At 43.2% G+C, this 21,053-nt stretch carries 23 protein-coding genes, 1 tRNA gene, 1 other RNA gene and 2 pseudogenes; 12 read left to right on the top strand and 15 right to left on the bottom strand.

The features are described 5' to 3' along the window. Positions 1-350 (top strand): annotated as a pseudogene (locus tag H6F92_RS23925) (IS701 family transposase); the annotation flags it as partial. A gap of 10 nt (positions 351-360) precedes the next feature. Here the strand turns inward: H6F92_RS23925 and H6F92_RS26885 are convergent. Both H6F92_RS26885 and rfbF read right to left on the bottom strand, forming a co-directional pair. After that, a pseudogene (locus H6F92_RS26885) lies at positions 361-459 on the bottom strand (CDP-glycerol glycerophosphotransferase); the annotation flags it as partial. Between the two features lie 32 nt (positions 460-491). Continuing rightward, a complete protein-coding gene (gene rfbF / locus H6F92_RS23920) occupies positions 492-1,322 on the bottom strand; it encodes a glucose-1-phosphate cytidylyltransferase (protein ID WP_190359758.1) in 831 nt (276 codons plus the stop codon). A gap of 285 nt (positions 1,323-1,607) precedes the next feature. On the opposite strand from rfbF, the gene H6F92_RS23915 reads away from it, so the two are divergent. Further along, positions 1,608-2,171: a pentapeptide repeat-containing protein gene (locus tag H6F92_RS23915; RefSeq protein ID WP_190359757.1), complete on the top strand. Its 564-nt coding sequence runs from the start codon at positions 1,608-1,610 to the stop codon at positions 2,169-2,171. 130 nt (positions 2,172-2,301) lie between these two features. On the opposite strand, the gene H6F92_RS23910 is transcribed toward H6F92_RS23915, so the two are convergent. Then, positions 2,302-3,306, bottom strand: coding sequence for a sulfate/molybdate ABC transporter ATP-binding protein (locus tag H6F92_RS23910; RefSeq protein WP_190359759.1), 1,005 nt, complete (start codon positions 3,304-3,306; stop codon positions 2,302-2,304). Between the two features lie 284 nt (positions 3,307-3,590). Here H6F92_RS23910 and H6F92_RS23905 point away from each other — a divergent pair, with 284 nt between their 5' ends. Further along, entirely contained in the window at positions 3,591-4,388 is a 798-nt protein-coding gene (locus tag H6F92_RS23905) for a sulfite exporter TauE/SafE family protein (protein ID WP_190359756.1), read from the top strand. 10 nt (positions 4,389-4,398) lie between these two features. Here the strand turns inward: H6F92_RS23905 and H6F92_RS23900 are convergent, their stop codons facing one another. Next, complete coding sequence (locus tag H6F92_RS23900; protein ID WP_002794271.1) at positions 4,399-4,833, bottom strand: YidH family protein; 435 nt, start codon at positions 4,831-4,833, stop codon at positions 4,399-4,401. Positions 4,834-5,169: 336 nt separating this feature from the next. After that, entirely contained in the window at positions 5,170-5,853 is a 684-nt protein-coding gene (locus H6F92_RS23895; protein ID WP_190359755.1) for a cadmium resistance transporter, read from the bottom strand. A 146-nt stretch (positions 5,854-5,999) separates the two neighbouring features. On the opposite strand from H6F92_RS23895, the gene H6F92_RS23890 reads away from it, so the two are divergent. The 8 genes from H6F92_RS23890 to H6F92_RS23855 all read left to right on the top strand — a co-directional run bounded on the left by H6F92_RS23890 (position 6,000) and on the right by H6F92_RS23855 (position 13,373). Further along, positions 6,000-6,920 carry a LysR substrate-binding domain-containing protein gene (locus H6F92_RS23890; protein ID WP_002787117.1) on the top strand — a complete coding sequence of 307 codons (921 nt, stop codon included), beginning with the start codon at positions 6,000-6,002 and terminating at the stop codon, positions 6,918-6,920. Between the two features lie 506 nt (positions 6,921-7,426). Next, positions 7,427-8,122 (top strand): aldehyde oxygenase (deformylating), encoded by a 696-nt coding sequence (locus tag H6F92_RS23885; protein WP_190359754.1) that lies wholly within the window; start codon positions 7,427-7,429, stop codon positions 8,120-8,122. Positions 8,123-8,270: 148 nt separating this feature from the next. Next, on the top strand, positions 8,271-9,290 hold the full coding sequence (locus H6F92_RS23880) for a long-chain acyl-[acyl-carrier-protein] reductase (RefSeq protein ID WP_190359753.1): 1,020 nt from the start codon (positions 8,271-8,273) through the stop codon (positions 9,288-9,290). 332 nt (positions 9,291-9,622) lie between these two features. Further along, the gene (locus H6F92_RS23875) at positions 9,623-9,856 is read left to right on the top strand and encodes a helix-turn-helix domain-containing protein (RefSeq protein WP_190359752.1); all 234 of its coding nucleotides are present in this window, start codon (positions 9,623-9,625) and stop codon (positions 9,854-9,856) included. A 34-nt stretch (positions 9,857-9,890) separates the two neighbouring features. After that, the gene (locus H6F92_RS23870) at positions 9,891-10,166 is read left to right on the top strand and encodes a hypothetical protein (protein ID WP_002787027.1); all 276 of its coding nucleotides are present in this window, start codon (positions 9,891-9,893) and stop codon (positions 10,164-10,166) included. A gap of 606 nt (positions 10,167-10,772) precedes the next feature. Continuing rightward, positions 10,773-11,909 (top strand): DUF58 domain-containing protein, encoded by a 1,137-nt coding sequence (locus H6F92_RS23865; RefSeq protein ID WP_190359751.1) that lies wholly within the window; start codon positions 10,773-10,775, stop codon positions 11,907-11,909. 86 nt (positions 11,910-11,995) lie between these two features. Beyond that, positions 11,996-12,092: signal recognition particle sRNA small type (ffs, locus tag H6F92_RS23860), an RNA gene on the top strand. A gap of 9 nt (positions 12,093-12,101) precedes the next feature. Continuing rightward, entirely contained in the window at positions 12,102-13,373 is a 1,272-nt protein-coding gene (locus tag H6F92_RS23855) for an MFS transporter (RefSeq protein WP_190359750.1), read from the top strand. Between the two features lie 36 nt (positions 13,374-13,409). Here the strand turns inward: H6F92_RS23855 and H6F92_RS23850 are convergent, their stop codons facing one another. The 5 genes from H6F92_RS23850 to H6F92_RS23830 form a co-directional block, all read right to left on the bottom strand. Further along, positions 13,410-14,060 carry a DUF3782 domain-containing protein gene (locus H6F92_RS23850; protein WP_190359749.1) on the bottom strand — a complete coding sequence of 217 codons (651 nt, stop codon included), beginning with the start codon at positions 14,058-14,060 and terminating at the stop codon, positions 13,410-13,412. A gap of 133 nt (positions 14,061-14,193) precedes the next feature. Continuing rightward, positions 14,194-14,739: a DUF3782 domain-containing protein gene (locus H6F92_RS23845; RefSeq protein ID WP_052275959.1), complete on the bottom strand. Its 546-nt coding sequence runs from the start codon at positions 14,737-14,739 to the stop codon at positions 14,194-14,196. 137 nt (positions 14,740-14,876) lie between these two features. Continuing rightward, on the bottom strand, positions 14,877-15,731 hold the full coding sequence (gene purU / locus H6F92_RS23840) for a formyltetrahydrofolate deformylase (protein WP_052275960.1): 855 nt from the start codon (positions 15,729-15,731) through the stop codon (positions 14,877-14,879). Positions 15,732-15,852: 121 nt separating this feature from the next. Further along, positions 15,853-16,428 (bottom strand): (2Fe-2S) ferredoxin domain-containing protein, encoded by a 576-nt coding sequence (locus tag H6F92_RS23835; RefSeq protein WP_052275961.1) that lies wholly within the window; start codon positions 16,426-16,428, stop codon positions 15,853-15,855. Between the two features lie 122 nt (positions 16,429-16,550). Continuing rightward, positions 16,551-16,715, bottom strand: a complete 165-nt coding sequence (locus tag H6F92_RS23830) for an Asr1405/Asl0597 family protein (protein ID WP_167341537.1) — start codon at positions 16,713-16,715, stop codon at positions 16,551-16,553. Positions 16,716-16,946: 231 nt separating this feature from the next. Between H6F92_RS23830 and H6F92_RS23825 the strand changes: the two genes are divergently transcribed. Beyond that, on the top strand, positions 16,947-17,786 hold the full coding sequence (locus tag H6F92_RS23825; RefSeq protein ID WP_052275962.1) for a reverse transcriptase-like protein: 840 nt from the start codon (positions 16,947-16,949) through the stop codon (positions 17,784-17,786). 244 nt (positions 17,787-18,030) lie between these two features. On the opposite strand, the gene H6F92_RS23820 is transcribed toward H6F92_RS23825, so the two are convergent. The 5 genes from H6F92_RS23820 to hisF form a co-directional block, all read right to left on the bottom strand. Then, a complete protein-coding gene (locus tag H6F92_RS23820) occupies positions 18,031-19,128 on the bottom strand; it encodes an AI-2E family transporter (RefSeq protein WP_190359748.1) in 1,098 nt (365 codons plus the stop codon). Positions 19,129-19,185: 57 nt separating this feature from the next. Then, positions 19,186-19,380 (bottom strand): hypothetical protein, encoded by a 195-nt coding sequence (locus H6F92_RS27150; RefSeq protein WP_072024799.1) that lies wholly within the window; start codon positions 19,378-19,380, stop codon positions 19,186-19,188. A gap of 250 nt (positions 19,381-19,630) precedes the next feature. Then, positions 19,631-19,703 (bottom strand) — tRNA-Ala (locus tag H6F92_RS23815). Positions 19,704-19,826: 123 nt separating this feature from the next. Continuing rightward, positions 19,827-20,027, bottom strand: a complete 201-nt coding sequence (locus tag H6F92_RS23810) for a hypothetical protein (RefSeq protein ID WP_002796074.1) — start codon at positions 20,025-20,027, stop codon at positions 19,827-19,829. Between the two features lie 246 nt (positions 20,028-20,273). Beyond that, positions 20,274-21,038: an imidazole glycerol phosphate synthase subunit HisF gene (hisF, locus tag H6F92_RS23805; protein WP_002796072.1), complete on the bottom strand. Its 765-nt coding sequence runs from the start codon at positions 21,036-21,038 to the stop codon at positions 20,274-20,276. Between the last annotated feature and the right edge of the window lie 15 nt (positions 21,039-21,053).

Here is a 21,053-nt window from a genome sequence, read left to right as displayed (position 1 = left end):
CAGATACAGTAACAGCGTCGTGGATAGTGAGGACTTACACCGAAAGAAATTGGGTGGAAGTATTCTACCGAGAAGCCAAAGGATGGTTAGGGTTAAGGGAATACCAAGTCAGGGATAAACGAAGCTTACTTCGTCATTTTATCTTGGTGTTTTGTGCCTATACATTTATCCTGTGGCATAAGTTAACTGGGGGATTGCAAAGGCGGTGGGCGAATCGACCTTTAAACACTTTTGTGGAAGCTTTAGAAGCTTTTCGGACAGCGATGTCTTTCCGTTTCTTTGAGTGGCTGACCGAGAATCGGGATGTGTTTGCCGCTTACAAAGCCAGTTTAGGCTTTGTTTGGGCTTGAAATTTGTTTAAGTCCCATTAGGAGCTAAACTGAGGCCTTTTACCGCTGCCCCCAGATGGAGTAACCAAAACCCCAGCCAAGACCCCTTAAAGCCGGTATGACCAGTAATAAAGACCTTTTTGCCAGGCTAAAATGCTTCCTTTACCATATTTTCCATCTAGCTTGTCCAGTGTCATAAAGGTGATTGAGCATTTCCATTTCTCGGTAAGTATCCATACACTGCCAAAACCCATCATGCTTATAGACGGCGAGTTCTCCCAAAGCAGCCAGGGTTCTTAGGGGCTGTGCTTCAAAAGTCGTCGCATCTCCCTCAATTAAATCCAAAACCTTGCGATTTAAGACAAAATACCCCCCATTAATCCATCCCTCAGCCGTTTGGGGCTTTTCTTGGAATTGAGTGACTAAATTACCCTCAATGATTAACTCGCCAAAGCGAGAAGAAGGACGAACCGCCGTCATCGTGGCTAATTTCCCATGAGAGTAATGAAAGTCCAACAGAGCCGCAATATTCACATCACAAACCCCATCCCCATAGGTAGCTAAAAAGAGCTCACTTCCGCTTTGATCTATATAAGGGGTGAGACGTTTAAGACGACCTCCCGTCATGGTTTCCTGTCCCGTGTCAATTAACCAAATACGCCAGTCTTCCTCCTCGTGTCCACTATCGAGTTTGGTCACTTTTTTATTGCCTAACTCTAAGAGGACATCACTTTGATTCCAATCATAGTTAAAGAAATAGTCCCGGATTATTTCCCCTTTGTACCCTAGACAGAGCATAAAGTCAGTTAGCCCATATTGGGCATAAGTTTTCATGATATGCCAAATAATTGGCCGATTTCCGATGGCAATCATCGGTTTAGGTCGAAATTCGGTTTCTTCCCGCAGTCGGGTTCCTTTGCCACCACACAAGATAGCCACGGGAAGGTTAGACTTATAGTCCTTAACTGTTAAACTGACCGATTGTATTACCATTAGATTATATAGTGAAGGGCTTTGAGAGTGACATCATCTTATCGAGGCAGTTTAACACGGGATTCCTGATTGTGTCCAATATCATCTTAGGTACGAGACAAGCATAAAAGCAAATATTCTTAATTGTCGTTTTAATAAATAAAAGTGATGGAAGGCGAGGGGGTTTCCCAGCTTTGCATAAAGGTAATTTATGGATTTGAAAACAAAGAATATTTGTTTTTATTAAAGCCATTGCCTAGAGTGAAAACAGAGACTCAAAAAGATCACTCAAGGAGATCAAAAACGATGAAACCGATTACAGGCCTCGTCACTCGATCGCTACTGACAGCCTTCTGTCTATTGCTAATCACAGTTTTTTCTTGCTTCCATCCTGCCATCGCCAGGGCCGTTACCCCCACTGGCGGCGCACCGGCAAAAATTACTCTGGTCGAGCCGGCTGCCGCCGCGGCTAATCTGCAAAAACTACAGGCAACTAACGCCTGTGTCGGTTGTGACTTTAACGGAATTAGCCTCAAAGATTTAAACCTGTCCTCGGCCAATCTAGAAGGAGCAAACCTCAGTCAAGCGGATCTAGAAAGAACAAACTTACAAGGTGCTAACCTCAAAGGGACTAATCTCCAGGGAGCCGACCTCGGCAAAACTCTCCTAGCGGGAGCCGATTTAAGCAAGGCCAATCTCTTAGGTGCAGATTTAGAAAAAGCTAACCTGCAAGGAGCAAACTTAACCAACGCCAATCTGCAAAAAGCTGACTTAGAGAAGGCCAATCTCACTAATGCTCGGTTAGACGGTGCTAACCTGCAAGATGCGGACGGTGAAGGGGCGATCGGTGTCGATCCCAATCTATTCTAAAAAAGTTGGCGTTGCTGAATAAGGTATGAATGCCAACCGTGCAGGTTCCCGTACAAAAGTTAGTTTGGGTCTAGGTTTGAAAAATCCCACAAAAGAAGATTCAGACCTCAAATCAGCAACGTCCTTACTTTTAAGCAAAAACGCGAGCATCCCGAGGACGAACATAAACTTGCTCCCCAACTTTGAGATGCAGTTGATCCAGTTGTTCTCGATTCAGATGGGCAATCAGGAGAGAGCGATCCGGTAGAATTAATTCCACATCGATGGCCCAACCCAGATGGATAATGCGCTCGACTTTTGCCGCAATGCTAGACCCATTGGGAGAAGAGAGAATTTCTAGGTCGTGGGGACGAATAAAAATCTTGACTCCATTAGTACCCCCCCCAAGCTGCTCGAACAGTGCAGCCGAGGTCGGTGGTAAAACATTCACCCGGCCGATAAAACTCATCACAAAAGCAGAGGCCGGATGATCGTACACCTGATCGGGAGTTCCCACCTGTTCGATTTTACCCTCATTGAAAATTACGATCTCGTCGGCCACTTCCATGGCTTCCTCCTGGTCGTGGGTGACAAAAACACTGGTGACATGGACCTCCTCGTGTAACTGTCGCAACCAAACTCGTAGCTCTTTTCTAACTTTGGCATCCAAGGCCCCAAAAGGCTCATCTAATAATAATACTTCCGGTTCCACCGCTAAGGCCCGGGCCAGGGCAACCCGTTGACGTTGACCCCCGGATAGTTGGGCCGGATAGCGATCGCCTAATCCCTGTAATTGAATTAAACTCAAGAGATTGTCCACTCGTTTTTGAATGTAGTCGGGGGTAGCTTTGCGAATCTTTAAACCGAAAGCGATATTCTGACGCACCGTCAGGTGTTTAAAAAGCGCATAATGCTGAAAAACAAAGCCAATGTTCCTTTTTCTGACATTTAAATGGGTTGTGTCTTTGCCGTTGATGATAATTTTGCCTGTGTCGGGAGGTTCTAATCCTGCGATCGCTCTCAGGAGAGTGGTTTTTCCTGAACCGGACGGCCCCAGCAGTGCCACCAGACGATTCGATTTGATCTCTAGGTTGATGTTGTCTAAAGCAGTAAAGGTGCCGAATTTTTTCGATACTCGCTCGATGATGATGCTCACGGTAGCTAATCCTCTGGCAAAAAAATGTATAGGGTTTGACCGTATTTTAACCATGATTCAATCGCAATCGTATTAAAATACACTTACATTTTACAAGATAGCAAGAAAATTAAGTTTCGATTCGGGAGATTACTGGTTATAAACAGAGACTAAAAGATTAAACAGCGATAAAAGCTTACTATTACTCTTTTTTGCTCTTTTAGTCGGTTCTAAAGGCTTAATTAACTAATTTTGTCTCTTAACCACCAGAAACACACCGGAGAAAAGAGACAACTGAGGCAAAAATGGACTATTCTTTATTGACAATATTTAGCTTTTTTATCGGGATTGTCGTGGGATTAACGGGAATTGGCGGTTCATCCTTGATTACACCCCTATTGATCTTTGTATTTCAGGTTCCCGCTACCACCGCAGTGGGTTCCGATGTGGTAGCGGCCGGGTTGATGAAAGTGGTCGGCACCGTTCGTCACTGGCAACAGCAAACGATCGAGTTAGAGGTGGTAAAATGGCTAGTAATTGGCAGTGTACCCGGTTCTCTATTAGGATTAGTCGGTTTTCGCTATTTTCAGCAGAATAGCTCCATCAATCTCGATCAATGGTTGCCTCATATCATCGGTCTTGTCTTGATGATCGTGACTGTCCTAGGGGCCCTAGAACTACTAATCTCCTTATTTTTTCCCGATTTGTCCCCTTGGTCCTGGCCAAAATTAGATTTAACCACTCGCTCCGGTCAGATAAAAACAACGATATTAGGGGCAGTTTTAGGCTATCTGGTCGGTTTAACCAGTATTTCCAGTGGTTCCTTATTTGCATTGGTCTTGATGACCTTTTTTCACCTTGATTCTCGCAAATTAGTCGGTACAGATCTATCGCAAGCGTCCATCCTCTTAACCTGTACTTCCATCGGTCATCTGGGATTAGGAACAGTAGATTGGAATCTGGTACTTCCTATCTGGTTGGGTGGGATACCGGGGGTGGTAGTGGGAGCAAGATTATCGGAATATTTCCCCAAAAATGCCCTAAAAATACTGCTTTATACGGTTCTAGTCACGGTCAGTTGGCGCCTACTCCAACCCACCTAACCCCCATAGTTCACTCGAAAGTCATCATACTACCCATCAACAGATCGGGACTGGTGGCGACAAAATAGATAATTCCCGCACCGAGAATAACGATCGCTAAACTAAATAGTACCACCCATCGATCGGCTGGTTCGTAGGTATCTTCATCTATATCTCGTCTGACTGTAAAATAATGGGCTGTGGTCAAAAATACGGTCAATAAACCCACTAAAGCAAACATTAAGCCTAATTTCCAGCCATAACCGGGCCGGGGAACCAGAGGAGGATGAAAGGCCCGTAAACGCAGAATAACCATACCAAAACCCATTAATGCGATCGCCGTTCGCATCCAAGACAGATAGGTGCGTTCATTGGCCAGATGATCGCGGACTCGATTGGGATTGACTTTTTTCGGTTTAATGCTGGTCTTGCTTTCCGTCACTGGTGATTTGAGAAAAAATAACATGATCGAGTTGACTAGGGGTCGGTTTCAAGGTGAGCGCTTGAGAAGATGATGTTATTCTATGGCACTTGAGTTATAGATGGTATGGAAAAAATCTAAAATCTCTTTTTAGATGTATTTGTATTGAATCAAAAATTAAATAGGGGTTGCTGAATAAATCTAAAAACATTGTTCGATAAGACTTTTAGACCTTTTTGAAATCCAAAAGTACCGGACATTGGAGGGATCGGGGGGAAAATTCCTGGACTTTTTACCTGAAAATGGGTAAAACCCTGCACCCTACACCCTACACCCTACACCCTACACCCTGCCCCCAGGAAAAACCTTTTGCCGCAAACCCTAAATAGATTCTGCTTGCTGCTGGAGAAGCGCCCATCCATAGCTTAAGGATAGGGCCAAGAAAGCCAGGGGAAGACTTTCCTTGATTATAAATACACCCAAACCGATCAACACACAGGGGACAAAGTGGCTGCCGTGACTGGTAATTAAATTAGCGATCGCCGGTAATTGAGTTAACCTATGAGCAGTAAAACACCAAACACCCACCAAGATCAGAAAAACGCTGACGATAGTGACTAAATTTGGCCAGGTATTACTAGCGAACAGCGGCAGATAAATGCCGATATTATCGCTGCCATTGGCGATGGTAATTGCCGCCACAGCACCGGTTTGAGGGGAAAACCAGGCCGCCAAAGGAGAAGAAGGTGCTGATTCTACAGCCACCTCCAGATGATTATCCGTCTCGGTTTCTTCTCGCTGCCAGAGACTCCGAATCCCGAAAATCACCGGCAAAAGACCGAGAAAACGAATCCACTGAGCCGGAACCAAAAAACTCCCGAAAAAGCCGGTTAAACTCGCCAAAATCAGCAGGATAAAGCCTAAATACTGACCGATAACGATATGACGACGGCGAAAAAGTTGATTGACTTGGGTAAAAAGAATCGTCAAAATCAGGATGTCATCGAGATTGGTGGCAATAAAGGCCGCTATTGCTGTGGATATGGCAGTAATCATGGTAGTCATAGGATTTTTTTCTTAATCGGGTCTTCTGATCTCGATCGCCCTACTTCCACTCTAGAAAGAGCCATTAATAAAATCAAATATTCTTTCTTGTTGATTTAATAAATTAAAATGATGGAAAGACCAATAGAGACGGAAAACCCCTTGCCATGGCCAGAATGACCCTAGATCAACTAGAAATCTTTCTAGCGACTGCGGAACATCTCCACTTCACCAAAGCAGCAGAAGCTTTATATATCACCCAACCGGCCGTCAGTGCCGCCATTGCCTCCCTAGAAAATGAATACGGGGTGAAATTATTCCATCGCGTCGGTCGTCATATCGAGATCACGGAAACAGGACGTTTACTGCAATTAGAAGCGCAACGCATTCTCACCCAGGTAACTTTGACAGAAAGGGGACTGGCGGAATTTAACGACTTGCAACGGGGAGAACTACAATTAGGGTCGAGTTTGACTATTGGTAACTATTGGCTGCCGGCAAAAATTAGCGATTTTCAGGAGCGCTATCCGGCAATTAAGATCAACTGCACCCTAGCTAATACGGAAGAAATCTGTCTGGGTACGGCTAACGGACGTTTTGACCTAGCATTAATCGAGGGAGAAGTCAAGAGTGATTTAACAAATTGTTTAGAACAGGAGATCGTCGGCAGCGATCGCCTATTAATTATTGTCGGACGTTCTCATCCTTGGTATAAAAGAGAAGCGATCGAATTACCCGAATTAGTGGAAACCCCTTGGGTAATGCGAGAATCGGGATCGGGAACTCAACAAAGATTCGAGGAAGCACTACGGAATTGGGGCATTGATTTAAGGACATTAAAGGTGACTTTGCTGTTAAATACCGGAGAAATGGTGAAAGCGATTATCGAGAATAGTTCGGCTGCTGCTGGCATTTCCGAATTGATGGTTCAAAAGGAATTACAATTAGGCACATTGCGATCGATTCGAGTCATCGATACTTCCGGTTTATCCCCTCGCTATCTCGAATTTATGCGCCCTTTTTTAAAAATAAAACACCGTCAGCGCTTTCAACCCCGCATCTGTCAAGTTTTTGAGCAGATGTTGTAATCTGATAGCAATCACCAAAAATTAACCCCAGAGAAAATAAAGATATGTAAGGGAAATTATCTTGGGCAAAAAAGAGAGATTAGGGGGAGTGAAGACGATTTGCTTGAACAGAGTAGATTGTACGATTAGAGAGGGAAGTTATCGTTTTTCTCGACCGACTTCTCGGCAACAAAAGGTGTTAGATTTATTAGGGGTTTCTTTAATTTGTACTCAGTAACGGGGCAGCAGAAATTCTCTTAATCCCTCCTATTTATGGTGCTTGAGGGTTGAAACTGTGGTCAAGAGGTCGAAGACGATTTGAGGAACGCTGTTCAACGTGCTAGGGTTGTGGGGTGAAAGCTATCAAAATTGCCTAGCTAACTTGGCAAGTCAGCCTCTCAGGGCAACCTATACAAAAAAGACCGATCGAGCTAGACTCTTAAAAAGATCACTCCATCTAGAAGGCTTACCCTAGACTGGAAAGAACGTCGGAAAAATCTCGTCAGAAATAGGAGTCAATCGAGTTTATGCCAGAGCTTGCTGTACCATTAGAGCTTGATTTCACTAGCGAAACCTATAAATCAGCCTATAGTCGCATTAATGCCATCGTTATTGAAGGCGAACACGAGGCCAATAGCAATTATATTCAATTAGGAGAAATCCTCGCCGATAACAAAGAGCAGTTACACCGTCTGGCAAAAATGGAAAACCGTCACATGAAAGGTTTTCAAGCTTGCGGCCAAAATTTGCAAATCACTCCTGATATGGAGTATGCCAGAGAATTCTTTTCCTCTCTGCACAATAACTTCCAAATTGCCTACGCAGAAGGTAAAGTTGTCACCTGTTTATTGATCCAATCTTTGATTATCGAAGCTTTCGCGATCGCTGCCTATAATATTTATATTCCTGTTGCTGATCCTTTTGCCCGTAAAATTACCGAAGGCGTAGTTAAAGACGAATATTTACATCTCAATTTTGGCGAAGAATGGCTAAAAGCGAACTTTGAAACCGCTAAAGAGGAATTAGAAGCGGCAAATCGCGCTAATCTACCCATTGTCTGGAGAATGCTCAATCAAGTCGAGGATGATGCTCGCGTCCTCGGGATGGAAAAAGAGGCCCTCGTGGAAGACTTTATGATTAGCTACGGGGAAGCGTTAAGCAATATCGGTTTCAGCACCCGTGATATCATGCGGATGTCTGCCTACGGATTAACTGCTGTCTAAAGCTTGAGTCTCTAAATTTCCCTTTTTTTCCCTGCTGCCGCTCAACACAGAGCGGCTCTTTTGTGTATTATATTTAAGAGTCTTAACGATTTCTTAGCAATATCCTCATTTTTATCTAGTGCCATCTAGTCTAACGAAAGAACAATCAATGTTTGGTCTTATAGGTCATCTTACCAGTTTAGAACACGCCCAATCGGTCGCCGACGATCTAGGTTATCCTGAATATGCTAACCAGGGATTAGATTTTTGGTGCGCTGCCCCCCCGCAAATTGTCGATGATTTTCATGTCACCAGCATCACGGGGCAAACCATCAGAGGAAAATACATCGAATCCTGTTTTTTACCGGAGATGTTGTCGAATCGTTGGGTAAAGTCGGCTATTCGTAAGGTGCTAAATGCCATGGCACTCGCTCAAAAAAGTGATATCAACATCACCGCACTCGGCGGTTTTTCTTCAATTATTTTCGAGGAGTTTAATCTCAAAGATAATCGACAGGTGCGGAATATCGAGCTAGATTTTGGCCGTTTTACCACCGGTAACACCCACACCGCTTACGTCATCTGCACTCAGGTAGAAACCCTCGCTGACAAAATGGGCATCGATTTAGCTCAATCTACCGTCGTGGTTTGCGGGGCAACCGGAGATATCGGCAGCGCCGTTTGTCGTTGGTTAAATGAAAAAACCGATACAAAAGAACTAATCTATGTGGCACGCAATCAAGAGCGTTTACAATCTCTGCAAGAGGAGTTAGGATGCGGTAAAATTCTTCCCCTAGAGGAGGCTTTACCCCTAGCTGATATCATTGTTTGGGTGGCTAGTATGCCTAAAGGGGTGGAAATTGATCCAGATCAACTCAAGCGCCCCTGCATTATTATTGATGGTGGTTATCCGAAAAATTTAGGCATGGTATTAAATGCCCCCGATATTTCGGTGATTAAGGGCGGCATTGTCGAGCATTCCCTCGATATTGACTGGAAAATTATGAAAATCGTTAATATGGATATTCCCTCTCGTCAAATGTTTGCCTGTTTTGCTGAGGCGATTTTATTGGAATTGGAGGGTTGGCAAACTAATTTTTCCTGGGGACGCAATCAAATTACCGTCCCTAAAATGGAACAAATCGGCGCAGCTTCCCGCAAACACGGTTTTCAACCTTTGTTATTTTAATTAATTTATCTAGAATGTCATTGGGTTCATCCCATAACCCACTGCTAAGTTCAGCCATCCAAGAATCATCGATTGGCCTTGAGTCCATCGCTTTTCTCTATAGACCTCTTGCATAAATCCGAAAACAAACGATAGAAACAATAATGGGAGGGACTTTCAGTTAATTATTTATTAGTAGTTGATAATCTTCAAAAATGTTGCTGTACAAGGATCGACTTAAGACTTTTGCAAGAGGTCTTATGTTTTCAATCTACCAAATTTATTTGTAATATATCAACAGGTCATCTAAACTTTTTTGTATATCATAAATGGTGTATAATACCTATATGGCCATGAAAAACAAGATCGACTCCCTCATCAAGCGACTTGGCATAACTCCCTATCGATTTGCCAAAGATACTGGTATTAGCATGAATAATATCTACTTACTGAAAAATGACCCCTCTCAGTTCCCTAGTGCTAGAGTTTTCGACTTAATCCTTGAGAGATATAAAGATAAAGGGATCGCAGTCAACGATATTGTCGAATGGATTCCCACTGGAGCGATCGCATCAAAAAAAGATTAAGCGACCGCAACAGACCAAAAGAGAGGAGACAGAAATGACAGAAGATAGATTAGAACGGATTGAGAAAATAGTTGAATCAAACTCCCGGGCAATTCAAGCTCTTGCTGATGCCGTAGCTAGGGATCGGGAAGAACGAAAACAAGAGCAAAAAGGGCTTTACGATTACCTTGCTCGAATAGCCAGCGCACAATCAGATTTTTATCAGACTCAAGCCGATTTTTACCGGCATTTAGAGAGAATGGATGATCGACACGCCCAAATGATTGAAATCATCCGACAAATCAACGAAAACAAGAGCGATCGTACTTGATGCACAATCAAGCGTTCTCTTTTTAACCAATACCCCCACCCCCCCACCGACCACAGAATTAAAAGTTTTAGGCGACAAATAATTGGGGCTTGCTGAATAAATGTGAAATATAGACGAGGTAAGGGTCTTAGGGTCTTTTTTTGCGAAACAGGTGCAAGATTTTGAGAGAATCGTGCTTCCAAACCTTGCGTCTTCATCGGCCCGCGTCCTGTAGGGGCGAAGCATTCGGGCAATAACCTATCGGTGAAACCGTAGATTTTCTATCCGAATGCTTCGCCCGTACTTTTTCAGGCGACAAATAATTAAGAGTGAGGGCTTGACTTTGGCGGCGGCTTGGGTTATAATTGTCTTATAATGGGATGATTGTGTTTAAGCTTAAATTCTAAGATTACCAATATGAATAAACTCTTTTAAAAACATTATCCCAAAATCTGCCGACAAAAGCAAGCAAAATTTTGCCTTCAATTGTTAAATTTTGTTAAGAAAAATAACAATAGTGGCAAGGTATAGGACTCCCTTCGCTGATCAGAGGGCTTTTGGGGGAATTATAGAGATGTGGGCCTGAATTTTAGCTTTCTCGCAAAGACGACAAAACCACTAAACCCTATGAAAACTTGGTTAGAAGATCGCGGTATCTTACCCGCTTACGGTGGTGGGGTAATCATTGGCATTACCCTCTGTTTTTTCGGAGCTGCGACCAATACCATGGCGGGATGGTTGTATGCTATCTCTGGCACGACGATCGCTCTTTTAATGTTATCGATAATCTTACCCCGTCGTTCCCTTCTTCCTCTGAAAGTGCGTCGTCTTGCCATTGTACCCGTGAGTGCAGGAGAAGATCTTAGTATTAGCCTAGAGATAGAAAATACTAGCAATCAGCCGATAAATCTGTTAGAAGTGACAGAGCTGCTGCCAATTGTCCTTGATCGGCCAAAAATAACCCCAATAGAAGCAATTGCCCCCAAAAGTTGCCATCGTTGGACCTATTATTTACCCACCAGTAAACGGGGTATTTATCACTGGCAAGAAGTACAATTAAGAACAGCAGCCCCTCTCGGTTTATTTTGGTGTCGTCGTTGCTATCAAGCAGCGGCTAAAGCTTTAGTTTATCCCCAAGTTTTACCCTTACAACAATGTCCCCTGATCGATTCCCTCGGTCAAGAGATGGAACAAAAATTAGAAAATAATCGCTATTATCAAAGGGCTAGCCAAGGACTTACCCGTAACTTGAGACAATATCGCCAGGGTGATTCTACCCGTTTAATTCACTGGAAAACTAGCGCCCGTTTGGGAGAATTGCAAATTCGGGAATTAGAAGTGTTGACGGGAGGACAGGAAGTGATTATCTGTCTCGATACCCTCTGTGATTGGCAAGAAGACAGTTTTGAACGGGCGATTATTGCCGCTGCTTCCCTCTATTTTTATGCCCATCGTCGGCAATTAAATGTGAGACTATGGACGGGTGAAACGGGTTTAATTCAGGGGGAAAGGGTCATTTTAGAAACTTTAGCGGCTATAGAGGCAAAAGCTAGTCAAAAAAATGCTAATCTGCCTAATTTACCTGTAATTTGGTTGACAAGTAACTTCAATTCCATCGAACAACTCACCCCCGGCAGCCGTTGGTTATTTTTCCTCGCTGCCGATTCTAGGGAGAGTCCTTCACTCTTAATCCGACAGTTTAGCGGATTGGCGATCGAACCGGAAACTTCTCTACAACAACAATTGCAAAAACCGCCTCGTTGAGGAAATTTCCGTTCACAGTCTAGATTGAGGGGAAATTCTCCGGAAAAAAATACCGGTATCCCCGAAAAAGATGTTATGATGGAAAAGACTCGGACTCATGCGATCGCAACGCCTTAACCTTGTCAGGACCGGAAGGTAGCAGCAATACGGGATGCTTGTGACTGGCGTGATCTCCGGGTCTTTTTGTTGCCTGTGACGGTCACTGTCGTGAACGCTTTCAAAACTTTTCGATCGCTTACTGCCGAGACTCGTCGTCAACTACTGATCCTCTTCGTCACGGCGCTGTTTTTCTGGATAAGTATCACCACTCTCGTCCCCACTCTCCCCACCTATATTAAATTACTAGGCGGTAGCAAACAAGATATCGGTTTTGTCATGGGGGCCTTTGCCATCGGTTTAATTTTATCGCGCAGTTGGTTAGGCAATCTAGTCGATCGCCGCAGTCGCAAATTAGTGGTTTTATTTGGAACTATTGTCGCCGCTACCGCACCCCTCGGTTATCTATTTTTTCGCGATCTTTCCTCTTTATTCGCCGTCCGCGCCTACCATGGCCTCAGTATCGCTGCTTTTACCACTGGTTACAGTACCCTAGTGGTGGATTTTTCCCCCGTTCGTCAACGGGGGGAGATAATTGGTTATATGAGCTTAACTGCACCCCTAGGCATGGGAATCGGTCCGGCTTTAGGCAGTTATCTCTACGAATCGATCGGTTATGACGGTTTATTTCTAGTTTCTGCCACTTCAGGAGCGATCGCCTTTCTCTTGGGTTTCTCCATTCAAGAACCAGACTTCAAGAAAAAATTAGCCCAAATGAAGGCAGAAAATCAGACAATCGAGCGCAGTTTTTGGGCATTATGTCAAGAGCGAGCTTTTTTAGTCCCTACCTTAGTTTTTCTATTGGTCGGTACTTTATTCGGCGGTTTAGTCGCTTTTTTACCCCTGTTTCTCCTCGAAAATCAGATCCCTTTCAGTGCCGGTCTATTCTACAGTTATGCGGCACTATCGGGCGTAATCGGACGGATTTTGTCGGGAGGAGCCAGTGATCGCTATGGACGGGGTTTATTCATCACTATTAGCGTTTTTTGCTATGGTTTATCCATGTTGGTTCTATCTTCTGCCCGATCTCCTTCCGCTTTAATTTTAGCCGCTATCCTCGAAGGTACGGGAGGGGGGATTTTATTCCCTATGTTACTGGCTTTAATCTCCGATCGCTCTGGGCCCCAAGAACGCGGCCGGGCCTATTCTATCTGTATCGGCGGTTTTGATGTGGGAACAGCCTTAGCTGGTCCAATTCTGGGGGTTTTAGCAATTTCCTACGAAACTATGTTTAGTTTATCGTCAGGATTAGCTGTTATTGCTCTCTTGCTCTTTTTTACTCTTTCTAACCCCACTATCCGCCATTCTTTTCTCTTCGCTTTTGGTTTAGAAAAAGATCGTTATGCTCTGCGCGGACAAGTACAATAGGGTTGACTGAAAAAGTTTTTCCTGGGGTAGGGTTATTTAATAGGTTTGAGGTGGAAAATTATCGGGAATATCTAATTCAAATACTTGGTCATGAATCCGAGCCACATAAAGCCCTTCTTGCAAAATTTTTTCGCGTAATTCCGGGGATAAATCAACCGCCGCTAATATGCCATAGAGTTTTTTATCTTTGTGTTCAGGAAAAAAGCGGCGAAACCGTTGCAAAATACTTTTTAATTGAGTAATATCTTCCTGTCTAACATGACTTTTAACCTCGACGATATAAGCAGTATTTAGCTCACCATTGCTATAGGCAAGTACATCAATTTCTAGGTGTTGTCCTTCTTTACTGACTCGCACACTGGGACTAACAACTTCCATACCAAAGCGTTGTCTGAGAATCGTTTCCATTGAGGGAAGGGCAAGTCCTTCGGTAAAGCTGCCGAATTTGGCACCAAGTCCCCCAATTTGTTTGCCCAGTTCTTTGAGTTGTTTGTCAGTTTCCTTCTGTTGTTGGGCGTTTTCCTTCTGTTGTTGACTAACTTCCTTCAATAGTAGTTCAGTCTCCTTCTGTTGTTGACTAACTTCCTTGAGTTGTTTGTCAGTTTCCTTGAGTTGTCGGTCAGTTTCTTTTTGAGCGGCAGTTAATTCGGCTAAGAGTCGCCATACATCTTCGGATGTGGTTGCCATAGATAATTTTTTCCTTCTGCTCTGGTCTATTGCTATTTTAGTCAATCGCGCCGATACTTCCTAGTTTTTAACCTTCAATGCTCTCTTTTTTGTCCAGTACATCTTATCCCATTTTAGATGAGCTTACCCTGTTTTAATAGATTTGAGGTTGAAAATTATCGGGAATATCTAATTCAAATACTTGGTCATGAATCCGAGCCACATAAAGCCCTTCTTGCAGAATTTTTTCCCGTAATTCCGGGGATAAATCAACCGCCGCTAATATGCCATAGAGTTTTTTATCTTTGTGTTCGGGAAAAAAGCGGCGAAACCGTTGCAAAATACTTTTTAATTGTGTAATAGACTCCTCTCTGGCATGACTTTTAACCTCAACGATATAAGCAGTATTTAGCTCACCATTGGTATAGGCAAGAACATCAATTTCTAGGTGTTTTCCTTCTTTACTGGCGCGCACACTGGGACTAACAACTTCCATACCAAAGCGTTGTCTGAGAATCGTTTCCATTGAGGGAAGGGCAAGTCCTTCGGTAAAGCTGCCGAATTTGGCACCAAGTCCCCCAATTTGTTTGCCCAGTTCTTTGAGTTGTTTGTCAGTTTCCTTGAGTTGTCGGTCAGTTTCTTTTTGAGCGGCAGTTAATTCGGCTAAGAGTCGCCATACATCTTCGGATGTGGTTGCCATAGATAAATTTTTCCTTCTGCTCTGGTCTATTGCTATTTTAGTCAATTGCGCCGATACTTCCTAATTTTTAACCCGCAATGATGTCTTTTTTGTCCAGTACATCTTATCCCATTTTAGATGAGCTTACCCTAGCAACCTTAAGCGAACACTACCGTGCGATTAGCGTAAACCAAAACGCGATTTTGCAAGTGTAAACGTACCGCTCGCGCTAACACCACCCTTTCTAAATCCTTACCTTGACGAATTAAATCTCCTACGGTATCGCGATGGCTAACTCTGACCACATCCTGCTCGATAATTGGCCCCTGATCGAGATCGGCAGTGATATAATGGGCGGTGGCTCCAATAATTTTTACCCCTCGATCGTAAGCCCGTTGATAGGGATTAGCTCCGGCAAAAGCCGGTAAAAAAGAATGATGAATATTGATAATATTGGGGAAAAAGTTAATAAAATCTGGAGTGAGAACCTGCATATATTTAGCTAAAATCACTAAATCTATCCGGTATTCCCGCAGTAACTCTAATTGTCTGGCTTCCTGTTCAATCTTGGTTTCGGCGGTAATGGGAAGATGATGAAACTCAATACCGAATTGATTGGCAACTGAGTGTAATTCTGGATGATTGCTAATAATTAAAGGAATTTCTGCCCTAATTTCTCCCCCGTGTTGTCGCCATAATAAATCGAGGAGACAATGATCCTGTTTTGTCACCCAAATAGCTAGACGCGGGACAGTATCGGAAAAATGCAAAGACCAACTAGCCTGCAAAGGTTTGGCAATAGCGGCGAAAGCTGGTTCGATCATCCCACGGGGTAAATTAAACCCTTCTAATTGCCATTCTATCCGCATCAGGAACAATCCCGCCGAAAAATCCGTGTGTTGGTCAGCGTGGATAATATTGCCGCCATTAGCGTAGATAAAATTAGCGATTTTCGCCACTAGACCAATCTGGTCAGGACAAGAAATTAACAAGGTTGCAGTGGCAGCAGTCATAAATTATCGGCGGCAAGAATTGACTTTTTCTATCCCTAATTTATTACAATTTTAGGCACTTCGTCCCTTTGATACACAAAAAAGATCGTTTGTCAATAGCGATCGCCGATTAAATTCCTGGTTAGACTGATAGGCTATTCCCTTGCTCAGAAGTGGCAAAATGCCGCTCGATTAGGGAGGGGACATCTTGGGGAGCTACCTGATTATAATGCTTTTTATCGGGCATAACCACCAGATTCGGGCCTTTTTTGCACTGTTTTAAACAGCCGGTTAATTTAATATTCACCGCTTCTCCCAGTCCTTTTTCCTCTAAACCACTCTCCAACCTTTGGCAAACTCTCGCACCGCCATTTTTCCAACAATCAGACTTCTGACAGATTAAGACGGTGGCTTTTTTCGCTTTTGCCGGGGCGACTTCTGGGGTTTTTTCGCCAGATAAATGCTCGATCCCTAGTACCCTCAGTTTTAATTTTCCCTTTTTTGAACAAAGACTACTTTCTCCCGTCACTTTTAGCCATGAGTGGAGAGCAATATTGAGAGGTATGTGGTCTCGCAGTGTTTTTTCGGGCTTAAACCAATATTCTCGTTTATCAACACTGATTCTCAGGTATTTTACCTTATATCCGTCCTTGAGGACAAAACCGAGGAATTGACCGACCACTTGAAAGGGAACCATGCTAGTTACAGATTTTGACATACTTTCTCACTTTTTACTCTCAGATTGCTAATTTTTCTCAAGGATTATGCCTGCCAACAGGTTTCTAGCCAAGCGATTAAACAGCCTCGGGAGGCCTCCACCTGTCGCAGGACAATCCACAGCTATAAAAGTTGAGCGGAGGCATCAATGCGAACCGGCAAAAGCTGATGGAGCGAGCATTGACATTCAATGTTTAGGGCCTGCATCTGGTGGTAAACCTGCCAGGGATCCCAAGCACTAAGATTGAAGATTTTCTCACCTTCCGATGGCCATTTGTCTATACTCATGGGGCTTTTAATTGAGAACTATTAGCAATATAACTCTAGGCTGATGTTCTCAGTATAACCAACAACTGCAAATAATTATCAATAACCTGAAGAAAAAAAGTTACCCGGTAGCGGCGATCGGCTAAAATCTTGCTATTGTTGCCTTGTCCGCTTTGCCGATCCCGGAATCGCTACCGCCTAGAATTGTCAAAGAGATAAAAATGGAGATAACAAGATTTATTGACGAAAATTATGGATAAAAAAGCTCAAAAAACCGATAATTCAGCAATTCTCTATTTTGATGGTGGTTCTCGCGGCAATCCGGGGAGAGCAGCCGGTGCAGCGGTAATAGTTTTAGCCGAGGGTAATTCCTTGACCACGACTAGATATATGGAGAGAGCCACTAATAACGAGGCCGAATACACGGGATTGATTATTGGATTGGAAAAAGCCCAAGAATTAGGCTTAAAAAGCCTAGAAATTCGCGGAGACAGTCAATTAGTCATCAATCAAGTTAAGGGAGACTGGAAGGTAAAAAGCGATAGTTTACGTCCCTTTTATCAGCGTGCTTGTCAATTAGTTGCCCGATTCGATCGCATTAGCTGGCGCTGGATTGAACGAGCTAAAAATAGTTTGGCTGACGCTGCTGCCAATCATTGTATGGATGCGGCGAAAAAATCGCCAGAAAAACCAAAGGAAGGCGAAACTAATCTCGATATTCTGCTCCAATCCCTGAAACCAGTCCTAAATACCGAAGAATTCGTTTTTTCTTCCCTAACAGCAACAGGACTAGAACAGCTACAATTAACCCCTATCTGCCAATTTCAGGAAGAGGAAGGCATAACGGTGATTATTCCCCGTCAGCAAGCCGATCGGACGGGCTTGCAGTACAAATATATTTATAGACAAATTACTCTTTCTGTGCATTCTAGTTTAGCGGCGGTGGGATTTTTAGCGGTAATTAGCGAGAAACTGGCCGCAGCAGCAATTAGCGTCAATGTCATTTCTGGTTATTATCACGATCATTTATTTATCCCTAGGGATAGGGTGACAGAAGCGATGGCTATTCTCGAAGAAATTAGCCGCTCATAACAGTTATCAGTTATCAGTTATCAGTTATCAGTTATCAGTTATCAGTTAAGTGGTCGTGCAGAATTAATTTCTTGGTTAGGATAGGCAAAAGGCAAAAGGCAAAAGGTAAAAGGCACTCATGCAAGGGGTAGTTAGATATGTGTAATTAATTTTGCTTAGGTACTTATCAGTTAGCAGATGTGAGTTTTCAATTCACTCATTACTGTTTACTGTTTACTGTTCACTGAAAAAACAGGATTTATTATTATTTGCTCTCCTCCGAGGAATTTTTCACCGTTTCTTCTAGGAAAACTACCGGTTCTTTTTCCCGTTGCTGTGAGCGGATAATATCGATGGTACTTTTCAGCACACTAGCGATGGGTACCGCTATCAATAAACCGAGAATTCCTGCCACTTTGCCACCGATAAAAAGAGATAGAATAATCCAGACGGGATTAAGTCCGATCATACCTCCCATTAACCGAGGAGCGATGACATTATCATTAATTTGACCGACAATAATAGTCAGGGTCAAAACTTTTAACCCTAACCAAAAATCTTGAAACATCAGTAGGGTACTAATGCCAATAATGGTGAAGGCACTGGCAAAAGGAATTAATGTAGTTAGACCGATCGCCACCCCGAATAATAGGGCATAATCGACCTTGAGAACCACAAAAACAAAAATTTGAGCAAGGCTGAGAATTCCCGCTAAAATGGTTTGACCAGCAAAATAGGTTTCAAAAGTTTGACGAATAATCGTTCTTAATTTGAAATTCCAGGGAGCAGGAATCCAGCTAAAAATTCCCTCCCAAATTTGTTCGCCATAGAGAACCAGAAAGACAGTTAGAACCAGAACAAAGAGAATGTTTAGGATACTGTTGATAGTTCCCAGCACAAAGCTGAGTAATTGCGTGCTAAGAGTTTGTAAAACATTGGTTAGTCGTTCCGATAACTGGGTGATTGATTGCTCGATATAAATCGCATATTTCTGAGTTTTATCCCACTTTTCTAAATTTTGTATCTGTTCGGTTCCCGACTCGATCCACTGGGGCAAACTATTGATTAAACTGCTTAATTGCTCGACAATCTGGGGAATTAAAATTAAACCTAAAACAATCAAAATTAATAGGGCAATTAAAAAGACAATAGCGATCGAACCACTGCGATTAACCCCGCGTCTTTGCAGCAGTTTGATGGGAACATCTAAGACAAAAGCTAGTAAACTAGCAGTGACAAAAATACTGACTAAGGGTTCTAGATAGCTAAATAATTGGAATAATAACCAACCATTGAGAAATAAGAGCGGAAAAACTAGACTTAGCCGCAACCAACGAGGTAGTTGCTTAAAAAGCTCTATCATTAGACCTCTTGTAAAAATCAAAAATTGTTGTTAGGGTTAGGAGTCAGTAGTCAGTAGTCAGTAGTCAGGAGAATTAAGGCTCTTCGTTACTTGGTATGGTTCGATAGGGTGGCATAAATCGACTAAATCCTTGTCTGGCAAAAGATTTAATTGATTAGTTCGCTCTAGATCGAAAAAAATTGACAAAAATCGCCAAGTGCCTTTCTCTATAAGAGTTTCATTCCCTATAACCCTGTCCGTTGCATAAGACAAACCGAAGAGCCAGAATTAAGAATGAATAATAATCAATTAAACGGTCTATTTCCAGATTTTATGTAATTTAATCCTTGTTTTTGCCGTTTTTGAACCCTCAAAAATTAATTATGCAAGAGGTTTATTAATTTTGTCCTGAGAGAGTATCGAGGTAAAAAGAGACTTTTCTAACTAGAAATCCCCTTTCAATTTACCATCTCCTCGTTACTTTTTTGGTTCCAGTAACCCTGAAACTCTTATCCTAACTGTATGGAGCTAAGCGGATTCGAACCGCTGACCCCCTCAATGCCATTGAGGTGCTCTACCAACTGAGCTATAACCCCTTGAAGACCATTTTTGAATATAGCTTAAATAGAATCATTTTGTCAAGGGGGGGCGAGAAAAAAATTTGTCACTCAAAAGGCGATCGCTCATTGACAATGGTAAAACAATCGCCTCGCCTCCATTTAGACAGGAGCCGGAATTTGGGTTAAATAGGTTAAACAGTGACCCATGAGGAAATAAACTACTAACATAGCCGCTGCCGCTGCTGCCACTAAGGTTCCCGCCAGCATCAAGGAAAACTCTTGCTTGTCAAACGCTTGCTGCATCAGATGCAATGACCAAGCCACAAGACCGAGGTCAAAGATGAGAATCGGAACTAACATATTTTAAATTTTGTTAACTTTCCTCTATTCTAATACATAATTTTCCCGAGGGATAATCGGACGGAAGTTAAAAATAGGGATTTTTTGCCGGTTGCTCGATCGCGGCTGTCAGCCGTCAGCCATTAGCTTTCAGTAATAGGTCTAAACCTTGCTATTCTTGGGTTTAAGCCTGAAGAAATCCTTATCCCGGAAAAGCGACTCAATCACTAGATTAAGTTCTGCAAATCTGTCCCTCATTTTCCCTGGCTAACGCACGGGTACTTGTTGATTTTGCAGATAATTTTTAACCTCAGCGATGGTTAATTGACCATAATGGAGCAAAGAAGCCAATAAAGCCGCTTCTGCCCGCCCTTCCGTCAATGCTTCGTAGATATGCTGACAATTACCCGCTCCTCCCGAAGCAATCACAGGAATCTCCACCCTTTCCGCGATCGCTTTTGTCAAGGCCAGATCGTAACCCGCTTGCGTGCCGTCGGCATCCATACTGGTAACTAACAACTCACCTGCCCCGCGTTTTTCCACTTCTTGGGCCCATAATAAAGCATCAATACCCGTATTTTCGCGTCCACCCCGAACATAAACCTCCCAACCGGGGTTATGCTCATCCTTACGTCGTCTAGCATCGATCGCCACCACAATGCACTGTTTCCCAAAGCGATCGCTGGCTCGATCGAGCAATTCCGGCTCGCGCACGGCAGCCGAGTTAATGCTGACTTTATCGGCCCCGGCTCTTAACAAATTTTTAATATTTTCTAAGGATTGGATACCGCCACCCACGGTCAGAGGAATAAAAACCTGTTCCGCCGTACGATAGACTACATCAATAATCGTGTCGCGATCTTCATGGGTAGCAGTAATATCAAGAAAAACCAACTCATCGGCCCCTGCCTGATTATACAAGCGGGCCAACTCCACGGGGTCGCCAGCATCCTGAAGATTGACGAAATTAACTCCTTTAACTACCCGACCTTTATTGACATCCAAACAAGGCAAAATCCGCTTCGCTAACATATCCTAGACTCTTGA

Source organism: Microcystis wesenbergii FACHB-1317 (assembly GCF_014696875.1).
Lineage (GTDB): Bacteria > Cyanobacteriota > Cyanobacteriia > Cyanobacteriales > Microcystaceae > Microcystis > Microcystis wesenbergii_A.
This window is presented reverse-complemented; position numbering and strand designations above follow the sequence as displayed.